General features: G+C 61.7%; 19 protein-coding genes and 1 riboswitch. Of the genes, 6 read left to right on the forward strand and 13 right to left on the reverse strand.

The features are described from left to right. Window positions 1-78: 78 nt before the first annotated feature. The 10 genes from ACEN8I_RS21530 to ribD form a co-directional block, all read right to left on the reverse strand. Window positions 79-330, reverse strand: coding sequence for a hypothetical protein (locus ACEN8I_RS21530; protein ID WP_413330656.1), 252 nt, complete (start codon window positions 328-330; stop codon window positions 79-81). 34 nt (window positions 331-364) lie between these two features. Then, window positions 365-805, reverse strand: a complete 441-nt coding sequence (locus ACEN8I_RS21535; RefSeq protein ID WP_413330657.1) for a biopolymer transporter ExbD — start codon at window positions 803-805, stop codon at window positions 365-367. Window positions 806-822: 17 nt separating this feature from the next. After that, a complete protein-coding gene (tolQ, locus tag ACEN8I_RS21540) occupies window positions 823-1515 on the reverse strand; it encodes a protein TolQ (RefSeq protein ID WP_074575395.1) in 693 nt (230 codons plus the stop codon). Further along, on the reverse strand, window positions 1512-1961 hold the full coding sequence (locus ACEN8I_RS21545) for a tol-pal system-associated acyl-CoA thioesterase (protein ID WP_413330658.1): 450 nt from the start codon (window positions 1959-1961) through the stop codon (window positions 1512-1514). Before ACEN8I_RS21545 ends, tolQ begins: the two co-directional genes overlap by 4 nt. Further along, window positions 1958-3154 carry a pyridoxal phosphate-dependent aminotransferase gene (locus ACEN8I_RS21550; RefSeq protein ID WP_413330659.1) on the reverse strand — a complete coding sequence of 399 codons (1197 nt, stop codon included), beginning with the start codon at window positions 3152-3154 and terminating at the stop codon, window positions 1958-1960. The genes ACEN8I_RS21545 and ACEN8I_RS21550 overlap by 4 nt, the downstream gene beginning before the upstream one ends. 10 nt (window positions 3155-3164) lie before the next feature. Next, window positions 3165-3692: a transcription antitermination factor NusB gene (gene nusB / locus ACEN8I_RS21555; protein WP_413330660.1), complete on the reverse strand. Its 528-nt coding sequence runs from the start codon at window positions 3690-3692 to the stop codon at window positions 3165-3167. A gap of 35 nt (window positions 3693-3727) precedes the next feature. Then, window positions 3728-4192 (reverse strand): 6,7-dimethyl-8-ribityllumazine synthase, encoded by a 465-nt coding sequence (gene ribH, locus ACEN8I_RS21560; RefSeq protein WP_413330661.1) that lies wholly within the window; start codon window positions 4190-4192, stop codon window positions 3728-3730. Window positions 4193-4240: 48 nt separating this feature from the next. Beyond that, window positions 4241-5347, reverse strand: coding sequence for a bifunctional 3,4-dihydroxy-2-butanone-4-phosphate synthase/GTP cyclohydrolase II (ribBA, locus tag ACEN8I_RS21565; protein ID WP_413330662.1), 1107 nt, complete (start codon window positions 5345-5347; stop codon window positions 4241-4243). Window positions 5348-5350: 3 nt separating this feature from the next. Continuing rightward, window positions 5351-5992, reverse strand: coding sequence for a riboflavin synthase (locus ACEN8I_RS21570; RefSeq protein ID WP_413330663.1), 642 nt, complete (start codon window positions 5990-5992; stop codon window positions 5351-5353). Window positions 5993-6090: 98 nt separating this feature from the next. Next, complete coding sequence (gene ribD / locus ACEN8I_RS21575) at window positions 6091-7215, reverse strand: bifunctional diaminohydroxyphosphoribosylaminopyrimidine deaminase/5-amino-6-(5-phosphoribosylamino)uracil reductase RibD (RefSeq protein WP_413330664.1); 1125 nt, start codon at window positions 7213-7215, stop codon at window positions 6091-6093. A gap of 79 nt (window positions 7216-7294) precedes the next feature. On the opposite strand from ribD, the gene ACEN8I_RS21580 reads away from it, so the two are divergent. The 6 genes from ACEN8I_RS21580 to ACEN8I_RS21605 all read left to right on the forward strand — a co-directional run bounded on the left by ACEN8I_RS21580 (window position 7295) and on the right by ACEN8I_RS21605 (window position 15416). After that, window positions 7295-7918, forward strand: coding sequence for a GspH/FimT family pseudopilin (locus tag ACEN8I_RS21580; protein WP_413330665.1), 624 nt, complete (start codon window positions 7295-7297; stop codon window positions 7916-7918). A 10-nt stretch (window positions 7919-7928) separates the two neighbouring features. Next, window positions 7929-8459 carry a type IV pilus modification protein PilV gene (gene pilV, locus ACEN8I_RS21585; RefSeq protein WP_413330666.1) on the forward strand — a complete coding sequence of 177 codons (531 nt, stop codon included), beginning with the start codon at window positions 7929-7931 and terminating at the stop codon, window positions 8457-8459. Then, window positions 8456-9631: a PilW family protein gene (locus tag ACEN8I_RS21590; protein ID WP_413330667.1), complete on the forward strand. Its 1176-nt coding sequence runs from the start codon at window positions 8456-8458 to the stop codon at window positions 9629-9631. The genes pilV and ACEN8I_RS21590 overlap by 4 nt, the downstream gene beginning before the upstream one ends. 20 nt (window positions 9632-9651) lie before the next feature. Continuing rightward, window positions 9652-10278: a PilX N-terminal domain-containing pilus assembly protein gene (locus ACEN8I_RS21595; protein WP_413330668.1), complete on the forward strand. Its 627-nt coding sequence runs from the start codon at window positions 9652-9654 to the stop codon at window positions 10276-10278. 24 nt (window positions 10279-10302) lie between these two features. Next, on the forward strand, window positions 10303-14910 hold the full coding sequence (locus tag ACEN8I_RS21600) for a pilus assembly protein (RefSeq protein WP_413330669.1): 4608 nt from the start codon (window positions 10303-10305) through the stop codon (window positions 14908-14910). Window positions 14911-14984: 74 nt separating this feature from the next. Next, window positions 14985-15416 (forward strand): type IV pilin protein, encoded by a 432-nt coding sequence (locus ACEN8I_RS21605; protein ID WP_413330670.1) that lies wholly within the window; start codon window positions 14985-14987, stop codon window positions 15414-15416. A 6-nt stretch (window positions 15417-15422) separates the two neighbouring features. On the opposite strand, the gene nrdR is transcribed toward ACEN8I_RS21605, so the two are convergent. From nrdR to ACEN8I_RS21620, 3 genes are all read right to left on the reverse strand, one after another. After that, window positions 15423-15872: a transcriptional regulator NrdR gene (gene nrdR / locus ACEN8I_RS21610; RefSeq protein WP_007872661.1), complete on the reverse strand. Its 450-nt coding sequence runs from the start codon at window positions 15870-15872 to the stop codon at window positions 15423-15425. Between the two features lie 99 nt (window positions 15873-15971). Next, complete coding sequence (glyA, locus tag ACEN8I_RS21615) at window positions 15972-17216, reverse strand: serine hydroxymethyltransferase (protein WP_413330671.1); 1245 nt, start codon at window positions 17214-17216, stop codon at window positions 15972-15974. A 158-nt stretch (window positions 17217-17374) separates the two neighbouring features. Then, window positions 17375-17505: riboswitch (ZMP/ZTP riboswitch) on the reverse strand. A gap of 144 nt (window positions 17506-17649) precedes the next feature. Continuing rightward, complete coding sequence (locus ACEN8I_RS21620; RefSeq protein ID WP_413330672.1) at window positions 17650-18531, reverse strand: lytic transglycosylase domain-containing protein; 882 nt, start codon at window positions 18529-18531, stop codon at window positions 17650-17652. Between the last annotated feature and the right edge of the window lie 329 nt (window positions 18532-18860).

Genomic DNA, 18860 nt, shown 5'->3' on the forward strand with positions numbered 1-18860 from the left:
GTGCCGTAGCGCACCTGGCCGGGCCGGTTGGACAAAAAGATGTGAAGATGAGGGTGGTCGCCGTATCATTAAATAATTTCAGGGGGGGGGTGGGGGGGGGGGGGTTGGGGGGGGGGGCACTTCGACCGGCTTGGGCGCGGCTTCCTGCGGCGGCAGGTTGGACCATAGCTCAGCCTGGAAGGCGACGTCATGGTTGCTGCGTTTCCAGTTGACGCCCCAGGTGAGTGCGGCGATCAACAGGGCATGCGCCAGCAGCGCCAGCGCAAACGAACGGCCCGACCCGCCATCCCGGGGCGGGAGAAAGTCAAGGCGGTCGGCGGCGCTGGGCATGGCGGGCTAAGAGCGAGTAAGGGCGGCCTGGAGCTTACTTGCCGCCGGTCTGCACCGACAGGCCCACACGTGAGACACCGGCTTTTTGCAGGTTGTCCATGACCTGGACCACGGTTTCGTACTTGATGGATTTGTCGGCGCTGATGACCACGGGCACGGCCTGCGCGCCTTCGGCCTTCACGCCCGGCTCCAGTTTCGCGATGTCGGCTGCGACGTTGCGCACATTGCTGGGTACGCTGTCGGTCTTGATCTTGATCTGCACGGCTTCGTCCTTGCTGATCTGGATCTGCACCGGGTTCTGCGGCTGGCTGGGCGCCCGGCCGACTTTGGGCAGCGCGATCATGCTGGGCGTGATCAGCGGCGCCGTCACCATGAAGATGATGAGCAGCACCAACATCACGTCGATGAAGGGCACCATGTTGATCTCGCTGATGGTGCGCCGGCCTCGGCCGCGGCGGGAGTTGACTGCAGGCATTGCTGTCTCCTCTTGGCTCAGTGGCCGGAAGGTGATTGGGCGCCCAGGTTGCGCTGCAGGATGTTGGAGAACTCTTCGATAAAAGTCTCCAGCCGGTTGGCGACGCGGTCTATGTCGTGCGAGAAGCGGTTGTAGGCGACGACGGCCGGAATCGCCGCGAAGAGGCCAATGGCCGTGGCCACCAGCGCCTCGGCGATGCCGGGCGCTACCGTGGCCAGCGTGACCTGCTCCAGGGCCGCCAGGCCGGTAAAGGCGTGCATGATGCCCCAGACCGTGCCGAACAGGCCCACGTAAGGCGATACCGAACCGACGGTGGCCAGGAAGGACAGGTTGGACTCGATGGCGTCGAGCTCGCGCTGGTAGCTCGCGCGCATGGCGCGGCGCGCGCCGTCGAGCAGCGTGCCGGGGTCGGTGATGTGGCGCTCGCGCAGCTTCTGGTATTCACGCATGCCGCTGGCGAAAATCCGCTCCATCGCGCCCGAATGCTTGGCGTTTTGCGCTGCGCCGGCGAAGAGGTCGTTCAGGCTGGTGCCCGACCAGAACTCGCGGTCGAATTCGTCGTTGAGTTTCTGCACGCGCTTGAGCGCGACGATCTTGCGGAAGATCGCGGCCCAGCTGGCGATGGACACGCCGACCAGCAGCGCCACGACGGCCTGCACGACCCAGCTGGCATTGAGGATGAGGCTGACGATGGACAGGTCTTGGTTCATGTTGTGGCCGTATCGTGTTTTAAGCTGTCAAGAATGGAAGCCGGAATGCGCCGTGGTTGAAGGCTGGCGGCGTCTACCCAGCCTATGCGTATGCTGCCTTCACAGAGCAGTGGTGCCGGCTGCCCGGTCGCCTGCTCTGTTTTTAATAGCGCCTGCTGGCTGATTATCATGGACGCGCGGCCGGCTTCGACCAGGCTTGCCGTAACAATCAGTTCATCGTCCAGCCGGGCGGAACGATGGTAACGGATGCTGGTTTCCGCCACCACGAAGATGCCGCCCGTGCTTTCCCGCAGGCGCTGCTGTTCAATACCGAGTGATCTGAGCCATTCGGTGCGCGAACGTTCAAAAAATTTCAGGTAGTTTGCGTAAAAAACAATGCCGCCCGCGTCGGTGTCTTCCCAATAGACCCGCAGGGGCCAGCTGAAAACCCGCGCGCCTGCGCTCATGCCAGCACCGCCTTGAGCCGGGCCACCGCCTCCTGCAACTGCGCCATGGAATTGGCCGTGGAAAAGCGGATGAATTGTTCGGGGGCCGCATGGCCGAAATCGCGGCCCGGCGTGACAGCCAGGTGGGCGCGTTTCATGAGCTCGAAGGCGAAGTCCCAGCTGCCGCTTACGCCCAGGCGCGCGGCGGCCTGGGTGCAGTCGGCATAGGCGTAAAACGCGCCGTCGGGCATCACCGGCACCGTCAGGCCCAGGCGATTCAGTTCGGGAATGAAGTAGTCGCGGCGCGCTTTGAATTCGGCGCGGCGGCGTTCGTATTCCCGCAGGCTTTCGGGCTCGAAGCAGGCCAGGGCCGCATGCTGCGCCACAGTGCTGGGGCAGATGAAGAGGTTTTGCGCGATGCGCTCTATCACCGGTGCCAGCGCCTCGGGCACCACCAGCCAGCCCAGGCGCCAGCCCGTCATGTTGAAGTATTTGCTGAAGCTGTTGATGCTGATCACGCTCTGGCCCAGCTCGCCGGGCATGGCCAGGGCCGAGTGGCCGAAATGTTCTTCGTAGCTCAGGCCCAGGTAAATCTCGTCGATCAGCGTGACGCCGCCGCCGCCGTGCACGAATTCATGAATGCGCAGCAGTTCTTCGGGCGCGATGGAGGTGCCGGTGGGGTTGGAGGGCGAGGCCAGCAGCACGCCGCGTGTTTGCGGCTTCCAGGCGGCCTCGACCTTCTCGCGGGTGAGCTGGAAGCGTTCGGCCGCAGTGGTCGGCACCAGCACCGCATTGCCTTCGGCGGCGCTGACGAAATGCCGGTTGCAGGGGTAGCTGGGGTCGGGCATCAGGATTTCATCGCCGGCTTCAATCAGCGCCAGGCAGGCCAGTTGCAGCGCGGCCGACGCGCCCGCCGTGATGATGATGCGGCCGGGCGCCACGTCGGCGCCGAAGCGCGAGGCATACCAGCCGCTGATGCGCTCGCGCAGCGCGGGCAGGCCGGTGGCCTGGGTGTACTGCGTGTTGCCCTGCGAGATCGCGCGAGCGGCGGCCTCCTGCACCAGGGGCGGCGCGGTGAAGTCGGGCTCGCCGATGTTCAGGAAGATCATGGGCCGGTCGCTGTGGGCGAACTCCTGCGCCAGCGCCGAGGCCGCTTTGGCGACCTCCATGACATAAAACGGCTCTATGCGTTGAGCCCGCCGGGCAATTTTCACGGCAGGCCTTTCACCGGGCGGCTTGCTTGGCTTTGTCGGCGGCGACTTCGGCGGCGCGAAGGGCGGGCGCCATCTTGTTGAGCACGCCGTTGACGTATTTGTGGCCGTCGGTGCCGCCAAAGGCCTTGGCCAGTTCAATGCACTCGTTGATCACGACGCGCCAGGGTACGTCCAGGCAGTGGGTGAATTCGTAGGCGCCTATCCACAGCACTGCGTGCTCGATGGGCGAGATCTCGGCCATGGGCCGGTCCAGCAAGGGAACAATGCCGGCGTCCAGCGTTTTGGCGTCGGCGATGCAGCCGTGCAGCAGCGCGTCGTAGTGGGCCGAATCGGCCTTGTGAAAGCCTGCCAGGTCGCGTGTGAAGGCGTCTATCGAATCGGCTTCGTTGCGGCCCACCAGGTGCTGGTAAAGGGCCTGCAGGGCGAATTCGCGCGCGCGCGTGCGCGCCGATTTGTCGGCCGCTTTTTTGACGCCGGTGTCGGTCAGGCCGGTGCGGGTCTGCGGCGGGCGTTTGGGTTTGATGATGGGTTCAGCCATGAAAAATGCCAGTCAGGTTAAAGGGGTGGGCGCGCTCAGGCAATTTCATTGATCAGGTTGGCCATTTCGACGGCCACGCGGGCGGCGTCGCGCCCTTTTTCGTCCTGGCGGGCCTGGGCCTGCGCGAGGTTCTCGGTCGTCAGGATGGCGTTGGCGATGGGCAACTGGTAGTCAAGCGCCAGGCGCGTGACGGCGGCGCCGCTTTCGTTGGCCACCAGCTCGAAGTGGTAGGTCTCGCCGCGGATGATGCAGCCCAGGGCGATCAGCGCGTCGTACTTGTCGCTTTCGGCCAGCGCCTGCAGCGCGCAGGGCACCTCCAGCGCGCCGGGCACCTTGACGTGGCGAATGTTGTCTTCGTGCACGCCCAGGGCGGCAAGCTCGTGTTTGCAAGCCTCGGCCAGCGCGTTGGTGATACTTTCATTGAAGCGCGCCTGCACGATGCCTATGGAAAGTTTTCTGCCGTCCAGTTTGTCGGCCGTACCTTTTTCTGCTCCGAACACGGTGATTCCCTTTTGATTGATTTGTAGGTTGGTGGGCTGGCGAAAAGCTCAGTCCCGGGTGATGTAGCCGACGATTTCCAGGCCGTAGCCCGTCATGCTGGGCATGCGGCGCGGGTTGCCCATGAGGTTCATGCGGTGCACGCCGCATTCGCGCAAGATCTGCGCGCCCACGCCGTAGGTGCGCAGGTCCATGCGGCCGCGCTCGGGCGCCTGGCTGGCGCGCGCCGTGCCTTCGAACTGGGCCAGCAGCTGCGCGGCGCTTTCGCCGCAATTGAGCAGCACGGCCACACCCCGGCCTTCATCGGCGATGTGTTTGAGGCTCTGGTCCAGGCTCCAGGAGTGCATGGGGCGGCCGGTTTCCAGCACGTCCAGCACCGACAGCGGCTCGTGCACGCGCGCGGCCACGACGTCATCGGCCGACCATTCGCCCTTCACGAGCGCCAGGTGCAGGCCCTGGCTGGGCTTGTCGCGAAAGGCGTGGGCGGTGAACTCGCCGAAAGCGGTCTGCAGCGTGCGGCAGCCGATTTTTTCGACCAGGGAGTCGTTGCGGCTGCGGTGCTCGATCAGGTCGGCGATGGTGCCTATCTTGAGGCCGTGCTCGGCCGCGAAGACCAGCAGGTCGGGCAGGCGAGCCATGGTGCCGTCATCCTTCATGATCTCGCAGATCACGGCGGCCGGCGAGCAGCCAGCCATGCCGGCCAGGTCGCAGCCGGCTTCGGTGTGGCCGGCGCGCATCAGAACGCCGCCGTCCACCGCCTGCAGCGGGAAGATGTGGCCGGGCTGCACCAGGTCGCTGACCTTGGCGTTTTTGGCGACGGCGGCCTGCACGGTGCGGGCGCGGTCGGCGGCCGAGATACCGGTGGTCACGCCTTCGGCGGCTTCGATGGAGACGGTGAACGCGGTCGAGTGTTTGGTGCCGTTGCGCGTCGCCATGGGCGGCAACTGCAGCAGCTCGCAGCGCTCGCGGGTCAGGGTGAGGCAGATCAGGCCGCGGCCGAAGCGCGCCATGAAGTTGATGGCCTCTGGCGTGACGTGGTCGGCCGCGAGCACCAGGTCGCCTTCGTTCTCGCGGTCTTCCTCGTCGATCAGGATGACCATGCGGCCGGCGCGCATGTCGGCGACGATGTCTTCAACGGGGGAAATGACAGTGCTCATGGTTCAGGGCTTTTTGAGTGTGTTGTTATGGGTGTCGCCCAGCATGCGCTCGACGTAGCGCGCGATCAGGTCGATTTCGAGGTTGACCTGGGAGCCGGCGGCCAGCCGGCCCAGGGCAGTGTTCTGCACGGTATGCGGGATCAGGTTGATGCTGAGTTCCGTACCATCGTCCAGGTCGGTGACCCGGTTGACTGTCAGGCTCACGCCGTTGACGGTGATGGAGCCCTTGTAGGCCAGGTATTTGCCGAGTTCGCGCGGAGCCAGTATGCGCAGCTCCCAGCTTTCACCGACCTCAGCGAAATGCGTGACGCGGCCTATGCCGTCGACGTGGCCCGAAACGATATGGCCGCCCAGGCGGTCGTGGGCGCGCAGGGCTTTTTCGAGGTTGACGGTGCCGGTTTCGGCAAGACCTGTGGTTTTGGCCAGCGATTCGGCGGAAATGTCGATGGTGAAGCGGTTCAAGGGCAGGTCCAGCGTGGTGGCCGTCATGCAGGCGCCGTTGAGCGCGATGCTGTCGCCCAGGCCCACGTCGTCAAGGTAACCCGCAGGCGCCTCGATGGTGAGCCGCTTGCCGTGGTCTGAAGAGCTGCCCAGGCTTTGGATGGCGACGATGCGCCCCAAGCCGGTAATGATTCCGGTAAACATGCGCTATTTTCGCAGGGATTCAGGTCCGGGCGTCAGGAAAGGCCACTATTGCCCGGTAAATGCGGCCCAAGCCAGGCCCGATGTACGTGAAAACCTGTCTAGAACTGGTCCCGGCCGACGCCGCGGGCCAGCACGCGCAGGTCGGGGCCTACCCTCTCGGCGGACTGGAATTGCAGGGCCACCGCATCGGAGAGCTGCGCCAGCGGCCCGATGGAGGCCATGCCCAGGCCGGGGCCCAGCAGCGTAGGCGCAAGGTAGACCAGGAATTCGTCGACCAGCCCTTCGCGGACCAGGGAGCCGTTGAGCTTGCTGCCGGCCTCTATATGCAGGTCGTTGATTTCGCGGCGTGCCAGGTCTTTCATCATGGCGGCTAGGTCTACTTTTCCGCGCGCGTCGGGCAGGCAGGTCACTGTGGCACCTTTGGCCGTCAGGGCGGCTTCCCGCGAAGCATCCTGAATCGCCGTGTAAATCCACACCGGCCCGCCGGCCTCGAAAATCTTCGCACCCACTGGCGTTTGCAGCAGGCTGTCAACGATCACGCGAAAGGGCTGCCGGGGCGTATCCACCAGCCGGACGTCCAGCCGGGGGTTGTCCTGCAACACGGTGCCTATGCCCGTCAGCACGGCGCCGGCCCGCGCGCGCCAGGCATGGCCATCGGCGCGCGCTTCGGGCGAGGTGATCCATTGGCTCTGGCCGTTGGCCAGCGCGGTGGCGCCGTCCAGCGAGGCGGCGATTTTCATGCGCACCCAGGGGGTTTTGCGGACCATGCGGCTGAAGAAGCCTATGTTGAGTTCCCTGGCCTCTGCGGCACCGTCGCCCACTTCTACCGCGACGCCGGCTGCGCGCAGGCGCTCAAAGCCCCGGCCGGAGACCAACGGATTGGGGTCCGCCATGGCGGCGACAACTTTGCGGATGCCCGCGGCAATCAGGGCGTCGCAGCAGGGGCCGGTGCGCCCATGGTGGGAGCAGGGCTCCAGCGTGACGTAGGCGGTGGCGCCTTTCACGGAATGCCCTTGGGCGGCGGCATCCTGCAGGGCCATGATTTCGGCATGGGCCCCACCCGCGCGCTGCGTATGGCCGCGGCCGACTACGCTGTTGCCATCAATGATTACACAGCCGACACTTGGATTGGGCGGTGTGATGGCTCTGGCACCGCGGGCCAGACTGAGCGCCAGAGCCTGTCCGCTGGAGGAGGGAGTGGGAGTCGAGGTCGGAGTTGTCATGATGCCGTTTGGCGATCCAGTGCGACCGCTCATCAGTACTGTAACCGCTGCCTCGCCGTGCGTGAGTAAGATGCCTGGCATGAATGGTCTGCCTATTGCCGAGATTGCCTTTGCGCCTTGCCCTGCATACCCGCAACGGCACGTAAGTCATCGCGCACGTGAGCGGGGATTCACAATCATTGAGTTAATGGTCGTCGTGGCGATAGTCGGTATTCTTGCCGCGGTTTCGGCTCCTTCTTTTATAGACCTTATGCGGCGTAACCGTTTAACGGCCGCCTCATCCGCGTTGCAGGTGTCGCTGAGCCTGGCGAGGTCGGAGGCCGTCAAGCGCGGATCCGATGCGCGGGTCACGGTCGCCGCCAACGGTGCGGCGGGTGCATGGACCAACGGGTGGACTGTGTTTGTTGACAAGACGACCAACGCCAACGCCGGCGTTGGCCCTACCGCCGACAGCGCTACCGTGACTCGACTGGAGATAGCGAATGCTCCGACCACGCCGATCAGCACGGGGCAAACCGGGACGGTAAATTACTTTTCCTATAACGGGCAAGGCCGCATGATTGATGTTTCAGGGGCGGCTGTCGTTGATCGGGCATTCTGGTTTTTCGATGGGACCAGCCAGAAATACTGCCTGGTGGTCAATAACACGGGCAGGGTCCGGACCACGCGCGTTGATGCGGCCAGCAGTTGCCCCACTAGTTGACGGTGCAAACATGACACGTACTGAAACCCTATCCAACCATGTTCGGCGGCCTGCCCGTATGCCGCTAAGGCGCCAGGCTGGGTTCAGCCTTATCGAAGTCATGGTGACGATGATGATCCTCTCGTTCGGATTGCTGGGCATTGCCGGTCTTCTGGTCAGCGGGGTGTCGAATGCCTCGTCTTCGGAAGCCATGACCAAAGCGAGCCAGCTGGCCGCGGACATGGCCGACCGCATGCGCGCCAATCCCACTGTGGCCCTTTCCGCCACCAGTGAATACATCACCACTTATGCGGACAATCCGCCTGCCAGCCCTACCAGCATTGCGCAGAACGATAAAAAGGTGTGGCTGGAGGCTCTGGCCGCCCAGCTTCCGCAGGGCGACGGCAAGATCACGAGTTTCTCCAGCGGCGGAACTCGCAAGATGGTTATCGAGGTGCGCTGGAGCAACTGCCTGGGCACCACCAGCGATGCGGATCGAACCGCCTGTACCGACAATTCAGCGACAGCTTTTAAAACTGTCACCTTTGAGCTGCGACTATGAAAATAATCAGGCATATGGTCGGGCAAGGCGCCCAGCGCGGGCTCACGCTGGTTGAGCTGTTGATCGCGCTTGCGCTGTCGCTGGTCGTGTTGGTGGGACTGTCGTCCGTCTACGTGGCCGTCAAGCAGTCATTCCGGTTTCAGGAAACGACAGGCAGGCTGCAGGAGGATGGCGCATTCGCCCTGGACTTCATTGCCAAAGACCTGAGAATGGCCGGTTACGCGGGATGCCCCGGCATCAACAAAATCACGGTGGGCGGGGTCACAACCTACTACCCCGGCAGCATGATGACCTCGGGCAGTCCGGGCGGAATAAATGGGCCCAATCCCCTTGCGCAGATTGAAACGGGCAATGCGGAGGTGATTCTGCAGCCTCTTACCTCGCTTAACTTCATCCGCGGATTCGACAACGTGCCTTCCGGCATGTTCGCGTCGGGCGCGGCGCCGTCGTCGAGCGGTACGCACAGCCTGTTTTTTTCGGGGGGAAGCTCCAACGCCGTATCGCTGAGCGCCCTGATGGGCAGCGCTACCGCGAGCCCCACTTTGACAGGGGACCCTTTTGGCTGGGCCACCACCACGACCAATAGCGGCATCTATGATTTCATCATTTCAAACTGCTCTTCTTCCAGCGTTTTTAAGGGGAAGGTGAGCATCTCCAGCGGTGTGACCAGTGTCGGCCACGGCACCGGGCTGGGAAATGCCGCGGATACCTTCACGTCCAGTACGGCATTTGGCACCGACGCGACCGTGATGCCGGTTGTATGGAGTTTTTTCTACGTCGCGCCTGGTGTTGGTACCACTACTCCCAGTTTGTACCGGGTGTTTTACAACGGCAATACCAGGCTGGCCGCCGAGGAGTTGGTTTCCAACGTCGAAAGCATGCGGCTTCAATATGGCGAAAACACGACGTTGGACGCTTCCGGTGCGCCCACGCTTGTCGCCGATGTATGGCGTACCAGTGCGGCCGACGTGGCTGATTGGTCCAAGGTTGTGGCCGTCCGCATTGGATTGATGATGATCAGTTCTGAAGAGAACGTAAATCCCGGAGTCACACCGGTAACTCCCACGCTTCTCGGGCAGAGCTACACCTTGCCCACAGGGGCTTCGACCCAGCGGCTCCGAAAGGAGTTTTCAACCACGGTTGTCCTGCGCAACAGGGTGGCAGCGCGATGAAGCCGCATGCGAGATCGACTATGTCTGAAAAATTTTGTGCCATCGATTGCCATGTGAAGTCCGCCGGCGCGCCCAGGGCGGGCAGGAAAAGGCTGCGGGTTTCGTCGGTAAATCCCGCGCGCAGGCGGCAACGCGGCATGACCTTGTTGGTGGGCATGATTTTGCTCGTGATGCTGATGGTGATCAGCGTCGTCGGTTTTCGAAACACCACGCTGTCCGAGCGCATGACGGGTAATGTGGTGGATCGCAACATATCATTTCAGTCTGCTGAAAATTCGGGCAAAGAAGCATTGCAGGTCATCGAGTCGGGCAGCTTCAATGCGTCCACCATAGGCCATTACAGCCCGGCGCTTGCAAGCGGCGGCACCACGAATTTCTGGACGCAAGGCGATGGGGTTACCGTGGCTACGCCTGCCACGGGTTGCCCCACCACCACCCCGTTCAGCTGGACCAGTTGCGCCGTCGCCGTCACTACAAAGTACGCCAACAACGCGAATAACGCGCAATACGTGATTGAGTTGCTCACGCAGGTTTCAAGTGGCGGGAGCACTACGTCCACCTACCGGGTGACGTCAAGAAGTACCGGCGGGTCGGGCAATGCCGAAGTGGTATTGCAGGTTCTCTATACCAAAACGACCACCCCATAGTCAGTGCATTTAGGAGATTCAGTCATGATCAACCAGCTTGGTTTTTTCAGGCATGCGAATGCGGCCCCCGGAGCGCTCCGGCGTGGGAACTCTGTGGGTGCTTTGGGTGCGGCAGCAAGCCACAAAAGCATTTCAGGCTGCGTGTCGATTCTGCGGTCCGGGCTGCTGGGCCTGCTTGTACTGGCGGGTGCCGCGCCATGGACGACTGCCGTCGCCCAGACCACAGTGGATATCGCGAAGGTTCCGCTGCTGGCGCTGAAAAGTGCGCCAGGCCTGGTGATGATGACCATGAGCCGGGATCAACGGCTTTACTATTCGGCATACAACGACGCCAGCGACCTGGACGGTGATGGTGTTTTGGACGTCGGCTACGATGAGTCGATTACCTATTACGGTTATTTCATTTCCGACCGATGCTACAAGTACGACACGTCAGTTACCCCTAACCGTTTTGTGCCCGTATCGATTGCCAACGCGAGCACCGGCTGTTCTGCCAGTACCGGACGCTGGCACGGAAACTGGATGAACTGGATGGCAACATCCCGCATGGATGCCCTTCGGAAGGTGCTGTATGGGGGGAAACGCGTCACCGATACAGCTTCAACAACGGTACTTGAAGCAGCCCATATCCCGCCTGATGCGCATATCTGGGGCAAGGAATACCGGCCCGCATCGGTCACCGGAACAGACACCTACGACATTACCAAGTACACCCCCTTGTCTGCCCCCACCAGCGGCAAGATGCATCTCTTCATGATGAAGAGCGAGGGTACGGCAGGCTCGAACTCCATAGGTGTAAATCCGCCTTCGATGCGCGTGGTTCTGAACGTCGATGGATATATCGATCGTGCCTGGCTGTGGGCCTCAAGCGAACGACCTGTCGGGGGGGCGGCTGGAACCTCGTCGTATACACGACCTTCCGGCAGGTTGTCCAACCCAACATCCAGTGCGATTGGGTATGGCCTGCCCGGGTTTTCTACGGGAACAAGCTACTCCAGTCAGACTTTCCCGTACGCATACAACTACATCATCCGGGTGGAGGCCTGTGTCAACCTGAGCGGTGGGGTGGGCCGTGAGGCCGGGTGTACCGGATACCCCGCCTCTTCCCCGACCTCCTGGAAACCTACGGGCGTACTGCACGACTATTCGGTCAATGATCAGCTGAAATTCGGTCTTCTCACGGGTTCCTATACCAACAACTACTCGGGGGGGGTTGTGCGCAAGGATATCGGTAGTTTCCGGGATGAATTCAGTGCGACGACCGGCATTTTCAACAACACCGGCATCACCAAGACCATCAACAGCCTCACCAATTACGGCTTTGATATTACCGATCAGACTTACTATTGCAATGGCAACACATTCTTGTGGAACCGCCTGCGCAATCAGGGCGAGTGCAATATGTGGGGCGCCCCCGTTGCGGAGATGATGTACGAGGGCTTGCGCTATTTCACCGACAAGCAGCCGCTTGACGCGTTCTCTTCGGGGGTCGATGCCTCCACCAGTGCCGATACCCGGATAGGTTTGCCCTTGGTGACTACCTGGAGCAACCCTTTCAGGCCAGTCGCCTCGGGCGGCAGCCCGATTTGCTCGCGACCGGTCCAGATGGTGATTGCCGACCCTGTCACCAGCTTTGACTCCGACCAGTTGCCCGGCGCTAAGTTCACCCCTATCACCGGCCTCGGGACTGCCATCCCCACAACTGACCTGACCGGCTTGAATGTTGAGACGGAGGCGGATGCTATCTGGACGTCGGAATTTGGTACCGCGACGAAGAACTTTTTTATCGGTCAATCCACGGCTGCAAACGCCGACGGTAATCCGTCGGCCAAAGCAGCGACAACGTTCTCGTATTTGCGAGGCCATGCGCCGGACGAGACCAACACTCAAGGCAGCTATTACGCGGCGAGCGTTGCCCGATTTGGCCAGGTCACGGGTGTTAAGGTTCGTCCGGATGCTCTGACCCAGCCAACGACCGTCAAGGTGGATAACCTCTCGATCGCGCTTGGAACGGTCGTGCCAAAAATCGAAATGACTTATGCGGGTAAAAAGGTCTCTCTTGTTCCGCTTTCCAAGTCCGTTGCGGGATGCTCGCCAGGGCCAACGGCCAGTTTCAAACCGACCGGGTCGATCATGGGGTTTTTTGTGGACCGCATTGCCAATACCGCAGCGTCCAACACAGACGCCACCATCAATGGCGGGCGGCCTTTCATCCGCGCCATGGTGAGCTTTTCCGACATGGACGTCGGAGGTGACAACGAGGCGGACGCTAATGCGTATTACACGCTGTCGATTAACAGCTCGGGCAAACTCGTGGTGCAAATCGACAGCTATTACCAGGCTACTTGCGCTGAGCAGCATCTGGGCTATGTCATTTCCGGCACAACCGCGGATGGCGCCTACCTTGAGGTGACCGGCTTCAATACGTCGACGGCGACCTCTTTCTCCCTGGACACGATGACAACGCACAACCCGGCGCCGAAATCGGCCTCACGTACTTTCACGCTTTCCTCGGTTGCGACTGGGGCGACTTACGTACCGCACGATCCCCTGTGGTATGCCGCCAAGTACGGCGGAAGTGGTGTGTTGGACGACAACGGTGATCCGACCAACTATTTCAAGGTGACCAGCCCGGCGGACCTGCCCGCCCAAATGGGCAAGGCTTTCCGGTCGGCCGCTGCGCTGGCTGCCGTGGCCAGCACCAGCGTGGTGGGGGTGGGGCAGCGGAGTCTCGGTTCTGCAGCCATCTACCAGGCCAATTACGACTCCTTGACCTGGTCGTCGCGCATTTACGCCTTCCCGGTGGCCACCGATGGCACTTTGGCCGATACGCCGGTTTGGGAAGTTTCCACGAAGATTCCTGCCCCTGCTACGCGCAACAAGCTGTTTTTGGGACGAGGCGGCACGACGACGCCTTTTGCGTTGATTCCGACCGGCTTTACCTCATTGACTGCCGCGGAACAGGCTGACTTTGGCAGCGCCGCTATTTATTCCTATCTGCTGGGGGACAAGACTGCGGAAGAACGCAAGGGCGGGGGATTTCGCAACAGGGGCACTACCGCGGGGGCCGACTATGGCTCAGTGCTGGGCGATATCGTGAATTCCGATCCCCAGATCATTTCCAAAAAGGACTATGACTACGCGGCCAGTGACGCGACGTACACCACTTTTCTGACCAGCATCAACTTTGAAACGCTCGCTGTGGGCAGTAACGACGGGTTCTTCCACATTTTTGACGCGGAACCGGATGCAACGGGCGGGGGAGAGCTGCTGGGTTTCATGCCGCAAGCCGCCCGGAACAAAATCAAGGACCTGTCCGATCCCGCCTATCAGCATCGTAACTTTGTCGACGGCCCGATCGCCATCGGCCATGCAAAGATTGCGGTTCCCGGTGATGCGACCGTCAATTGGCGCACCGTTGTCGTTGGTACGGGCGGCGATGGCGTGCAAACCGTATTTGCCGTCAACGCGACGTCCAAGACGTTTACGGCCAACAGCATTCTTTGGGAAATCAACCAGTCTTCCACGGGTGTCGGAACAACGCTCGGCAATGTCATGGGCCGGCCGGCCATCGGAAAGCTGAATGACGGAACCTGGGTTGCGATTTTTGGAAATGGCTACAACAGCACCGCCGGTACGGCTAATTTGTATGTGGTCAGCCTGGATACCGGTGCCATTATTCGCATCATTCCCACCAATGCATCTTTTACCGGCAATGGCTTGGGTTCCATAGAGATCGTGCGCAAGACGACCGGCAACCGGGACACGATCGACTATGTCTACGGTGCCGATTTCAAGGGCAATATCTGGCGGTTCGACCCCAACGTCGCAACGGCTGCCGCCCTGATTTATTCGACTCCCACGGGCCGGCCTATCACAGCTGAAATCAAAGTAGGCCCCGCGCCAACGAGTGCTTTGACCACGGGCGGAAAAATGATCTATTTTGGGACTGGCAGCTATCTGGCCGCCACCGACCCGGCCAATACGACCGTCCAGGCTTTGTACGGAATCTTTGACAGCCTGGGCACCACCTCCAGTTCGACACCGTTCGCCACGGAGGCCAGCTTGTCGTCGATGACGATTACCGCCGCCGCGGGCGCGGATACGCGGACCACCTCCGCGGCCGACTCGCCAGCCTGGTATACCGTGGCGGGTAAAAAAGGATGGGTGGTCCCATTGACCGGCACCAATGTTGTTGCGGGCGAGCGTGTGATTGCGCCGCCGGTCCGTTATACGGTGGGCGGTCTTATAGATGCCTTCTTGTTCACTTCCATCGTGCCCAGCACCGATGAATGCCAGGCGGGCCTGGATGCATGGATCACCGGGGTTGACGCGATGACCGGGGGCTACAAAAAGGTATTCAGCACTCTGCTGCCGAATTCGGTGCGGATACGCGGCGGTTCACCGCGCGGGGTGTTCGTGTTGCAGGACGGCGGCGCACCGACGCTGTATATCAGCCAGACCATTTTTAACGGTCAAATCGAGGGCACTTCGTTTACGACCGGAACCGGCGGCACGCAAACCGTTAATATCAACGGGGTTGCAGGTACGACGCGCGTTATCTCCATAGGCCTGACTAACCCGACGGCCCCGGCCTCGGCAAGCCGGCAAGTGTGGCGCCAGTTGAAATGATCAGGGGAAGGGCGGGCCGCAGCTTCATACGCATAGGCCGGCCCGCTTCCGTCTTCAACTTTTAGCGAGAAGGAATGAAATTGAAATCCATTAAAAAAAATCGCGGCTTCACCTTGATCGAATTGATGGTCGTTGTGCTTGTCATCGGCGTGTTGTCGGCTATCGTGGTTCCTTCGTACCAGAGTTACGTTCAGCGCAGCCAACGCGCCGGCGCAAAATCGACTTTGCTCGAAGCTGCGCAATTCATGGAGCGTTATCGCTCCAGCAATTTCAAGTATGTTGATGCCAGCGGCAATGCGCCCTCGCTCCCTAGCGGGCTGCAAATCTCCCCCAACCAGGGCACCAAGCGCTACGACATCACGCTCTCGGCCGTCAATGCGACGTCCTTTACTTTGACGGCCACGCCCAGCGGCTGGGTGGACAGTCTTTGCGGCAACCTGACGCTCACCAACCTTGGCGTCAAGGGGCAGAGCGCGGGTGACAACGCGATTTGCTGGAATCGCTGAGAACGGCTAGCGCCTGACCTCATCGACCAAGGTCTTGAACTCGTCGATGTCCTCAAAGCTGCGGTAGACGCTGGCAAAACGCACGTAGGCCACTTTGTCGAGCTTCTTGAGCTCACGCATCACCAGCTCGCCCAGGCGGTTGGAGGCGACCTCGCGCACCCCCAGGCTCAGCAGCTTTTCTTCTATGCGCTCTATGGCCGAGTCGATTTGCTCGGTGCTGACAGGGCGCTTGCGCAACGCCAGGTTCATGGAGCCCAGGATCTTGCTGCGCTTGTACTCGATGCGCCGGCCGTCCTTCTTGACGATGGACGGGAAGGTGACGTCGGGCCGCTCATAGGTGGTAAAGCGTTTTTCGCAGGCGCCGCATTGGCGGCGGCGGCGTATGAAGTCGGCGTCCTCGGCCACCCGGGTTTCGACAACCTGGGTTTCAAGGTGGCCGCAAAAAGGGCATTTCATGGGTGTTGACCTGGATTTAAAGAGATCAATCTGTCCTTAGCCCATGGAGAGCGGCGCAGGATGCTATCAAAATTATAGTGCCTGCGCCGCCTATCGCGATCAGCGATAAACCGGGAAGCGGCTGGTCAAGGCGTGAACCTTGGCCCGGACCGCTTCCAGAGTGGCCGCGTCGCGCGGATTGTCGAGCACGTCGGCTATCAGGTTGGCCGTGGCGCGGGCTTCCTCGTCCTTGAAGCCGCGGGTAGTCATGGCCGGGGTGCCGATGCGCACGCCGCTGGTGACCATGGGTTTTTCCGGGTCGTTCGGGATGGCGTTTTTGTTGATCGTCATGTGGGCGCTGCCCAGCACGGCTTCGGCTTCCTTGCCGGTGATGCCCTTGGCGCGCAGGTCGACCAGCATCACGTGGCTTTCGGTGCGGCCGCTGACGATGCGCAGGCCGCGCTGCGTCAGGGTGTCGGCGACGATTTGCGCGTTCTTGACGACCTGCTGCTGGTAGGCCTTGAACTCGGGCGTCATGGCTTCTTTGAAGGCCACGGCCTTGGCCGCGATCACATGCATCAGCGGGCCGCCCTGCAGGCCGGGGAAGATGGCGCTGTTGATGGCTTTTTCGTGCTCGGCCTTCATCAGGATGATGCCGCCGCGCGGGCCGCGCAGGCTTTTGTGCGTGGTCGAGGTGACGATGTCGGCATGCGGCACCGGATTCGGGTAGACGCCTGCGGCCACCAGGCCGGCGTAGTGGGCGATGTCGACCATGAAGATGGCGCCGACGGCCTTGGCCACCTTGGCGAAGCGCTCGAAATCGATGCGCAGGCTGTAGGCCGAGGCGCCCGCGATGATCAGCTTGGGCTTGGTCTCGTGGGCCTTGCGCTCCATCGCGTCATAGTCGATCTCTTCCTTGTCGTTCAGGCCGTAGGACACGACGTTGAACCACTTGCCGCTCATGTTCAGGGCCATGCCGTGCGTCAGGTGGCCGCCTTCGGCCAGGCTCATGCCCATGATGGTGTCGCCGGGCTTGAGGAAGGCCAGGAACACCGCCTCGTTGGCCGATGCGCCGCAATGCGCCTGCACGTTGGCTGCCTCGGCGCCGAAGATGGTCTTGATGCGGTCGATGGCGAGTTGCTCGGCCACGTCCACGTGTTCGCAGCCGCCGTAGTAGCGGCGGCCGGGATAGCCTTCGGCGTATTTGTTGGTCAGCTGCGAGCCCTGCGCGGCCATGACGGCGGGCGAGGCGTAGTTTTCGCTGGCGATCAGCTCGATGTGCTGCTCTTGCCGGGCATTTTCAGCCTGGATGGCGGCGAAGATTTCGGGGTCGGTCTGTTCGACCAGGATGTTGCGGTGGTACATGATGGCAGTCCTTAAAGACGTGGTCCCTGCTATTCATGAGCCGCTCACAAAACCCTCCTGGCGTTGTTGCGCCGCCTTGCCGTGCTGGAGCACTGTCTGCGGCGTCGCGCCTAGCCAGGACCGCTTCGCTGGGTTTTGTGAGCGGCTCTAAAAGAAACAAGGGCTGCCCAGGCGAACGGCTGAACGCTTGGGCCCGACGGCTTTCAGCGGTGCGCTTCCCAGTGGTGTCCCACGTCAGCTTCGATGGTTGCGAAAAACCTCGAGCCTATCGCCAGTTGCGCACCTGGCTAGTGTAACTGAGGGCGCGTCAAACTTGCGGCGCGCCGTCCTATGGCCCCATGGCCGCCACCCTGAAAGCAAAAAGCCGGGCGCTGGCAGCGGCCCGGCTTTGCGACGCAGGCGGGACGGGCCCTCTGGCCGCGCCCCTACGGGATCAGGACTGGCTCAGCAGCGCCACTTTTTCGGGCGTCTTGCCCTCCGGGGCCGGCGTCTCGGACTTGCCGGGCAGGGAGGCCGGAACCGGGCGCGAACTGCCGCCGGGTTCGGTAAAGAAGGGCGAGGGCTTGCCGCGCTTGGACGCCGATGCCACCACGGCCAGCAGGCGGGCGTGTTCCCCCATCACCTTGCTGGCGTAGCCGCCGTCGTCTTCCATGTTGGCGGCGCCCACATAGTATTTGAGGCCACCCTCGATGGAGCCGGCGCGGGCAATGCATTCCTGCAGCACCTTGACGCCGACGCGCAGGTTGGTCACCGGATCGAAGGCCGCCAGCTTGCCGCCGAAGTTGTCGTACTTGTCGTGGTGCACCTTGGTCATGACTTGCATCAGGCCCTGGGCGCCCACCGGGCTTTGCGCGAACGGGTTGAAGCCGGACTCGATGGCCATGATGGCCAGGATCAGGGTGGGGTCGAGCTTGGCCTTCTGGCCGATGTCGAAGGCTTCTGCCACCAGCACGCTCAAGGGTTCCGGCGCCACGCCGTATTTCTTGCTGAGCCAGTAAGCCACCGCCGCCTGCTGGGCCGGCAGGTCCTTGGGATTGGAGGCCGTGGCGCGCTCGATGGCGGCTGGCTCGGTAAAGCCGATGGCCGCTTCCTGGCGCTGCTGCAGCCAAGTCATGAGCTTGAATTCACCGGCCTGACGCAAGTCGGGCCGGGCAGTCAGAGTGATCACCGCGAACACGACCGCCAGACCCAGAAGGGCGAAGCTGTTGTGGGTGATCTCGAAAAAGCCCTGGGCGATGTCATCAGCAATGGTTAAAACACTGCTGCGTACACTTTTCAAGTGCGCCTCAAGGCCGAATTGTCCTAGCGCTGTCATAGCACTCCTTTCTACGCTTGCAGGCCCTTTGGGGGCCAAGCAGGCTTTGATTGGGTCGCCATCAAACCAAGGCATGCCTTGTGGGTGTTGACCCCTGTTTGACGTTGCCGGCTTCTTTGGTGAAGGGGGCAGCGGAGATTCGGGTTGTCCCTAGGTTTCTGTGGGACTGGCGGGATTCTATGGGGTCGTTAAATAACCTGTCAATAATAACAAATCGTTTCTTTATGCCAAATAGACAAATAAAAACCTTGATTCCGGGCAGAACCCGCGTGAATCAAGGTAGTTACGGCCCTTTTTTGAGACCAAGCTCTAAGTTAAATTCGGCGTGA

The sequence above is a fragment of the Polaromonas sp. CT11-55 genome (genome assembly GCF_047303325.1).
Taxonomy (GTDB): Bacteria; Pseudomonadota; Gammaproteobacteria; order Burkholderiales; family Burkholderiaceae_C; genus Polaromonas.

Coding starts and splice junctions, on each gene's coding strand:
- ACEN8I_RS21590 (WP_413330667.1), top strand. CDS start 8,456: ATGAAAATAATCAGGCATATGGTCGGGCAAGGCGCCCAGCGCGGGCTC.
- ACEN8I_RS21530 (WP_413330656.1), bottom strand. CDS start 330: ATGCCCAGCGCCGCCGACCGCCTTGACTTTCTCCCGCCCCGGGATGGC.
- ribD (WP_413330664.1), bottom strand. CDS start 7,215: ATGACAACTCCGACCTCGACTCCCACTCCCTCCTCCAGCGGACAGGCT.
- ACEN8I_RS21620 (WP_413330672.1), bottom strand. CDS start 18,531: ATGACAGCGCTAGGACAATTCGGCCTTGAGGCGCACTTGAAAAGTGTA.
- nusB (WP_413330660.1), bottom strand. CDS start 3,692: ATGGCTGAACCCATCATCAAACCCAAACGCCCGCCGCAGACCCGCACC.
- glyA (WP_413330671.1), bottom strand. CDS start 17,216: ATGTACCACCGCAACATCCTGGTCGAACAGACCGACCCCGAAATCTTC.
- ACEN8I_RS21600 (WP_413330669.1), top strand. CDS start 10,303: ATGATCAACCAGCTTGGTTTTTTCAGGCATGCGAATGCGGCCCCCGGA.
- ACEN8I_RS21570 (WP_413330663.1), bottom strand. CDS start 5,992: ATGTTTACCGGAATCATTACCGGCTTGGGGCGCATCGTCGCCATCCAA.
- ACEN8I_RS21535 (WP_413330657.1), bottom strand. CDS start 805: ATGCCTGCAGTCAACTCCCGCCGCGGCCGAGGCCGGCGCACCATCAGC.
- ACEN8I_RS21545 (WP_413330658.1), bottom strand. CDS start 1,961: ATGAGCGCAGGCGCGCGGGTTTTCAGCTGGCCCCTGCGGGTCTATTGG.
- ACEN8I_RS21595 (WP_413330668.1), top strand. CDS start 9,652: ATGTCTGAAAAATTTTGTGCCATCGATTGCCATGTGAAGTCCGCCGGC.
- ACEN8I_RS21605 (WP_413330670.1), top strand. CDS start 14,985: ATGAAATTGAAATCCATTAAAAAAAATCGCGGCTTCACCTTGATCGAA.
- ACEN8I_RS21580 (WP_413330665.1), top strand. CDS start 7,295: ATGAATGGTCTGCCTATTGCCGAGATTGCCTTTGCGCCTTGCCCTGCA.
- nrdR (WP_007872661.1), bottom strand. CDS start 15,872: ATGAAATGCCCTTTTTGCGGCCACCTTGAAACCCAGGTTGTCGAAACC.
- pilV (WP_413330666.1), top strand. CDS start 7,929: ATGACACGTACTGAAACCCTATCCAACCATGTTCGGCGGCCTGCCCGT.
- ribBA (WP_413330662.1), bottom strand. CDS start 5,347: ATGAGCACTGTCATTTCCCCCGTTGAAGACATCGTCGCCGACATGCGC.
- tolQ (WP_074575395.1), bottom strand. CDS start 1,515: ATGAACCAAGACCTGTCCATCGTCAGCCTCATCCTCAATGCCAGCTGG.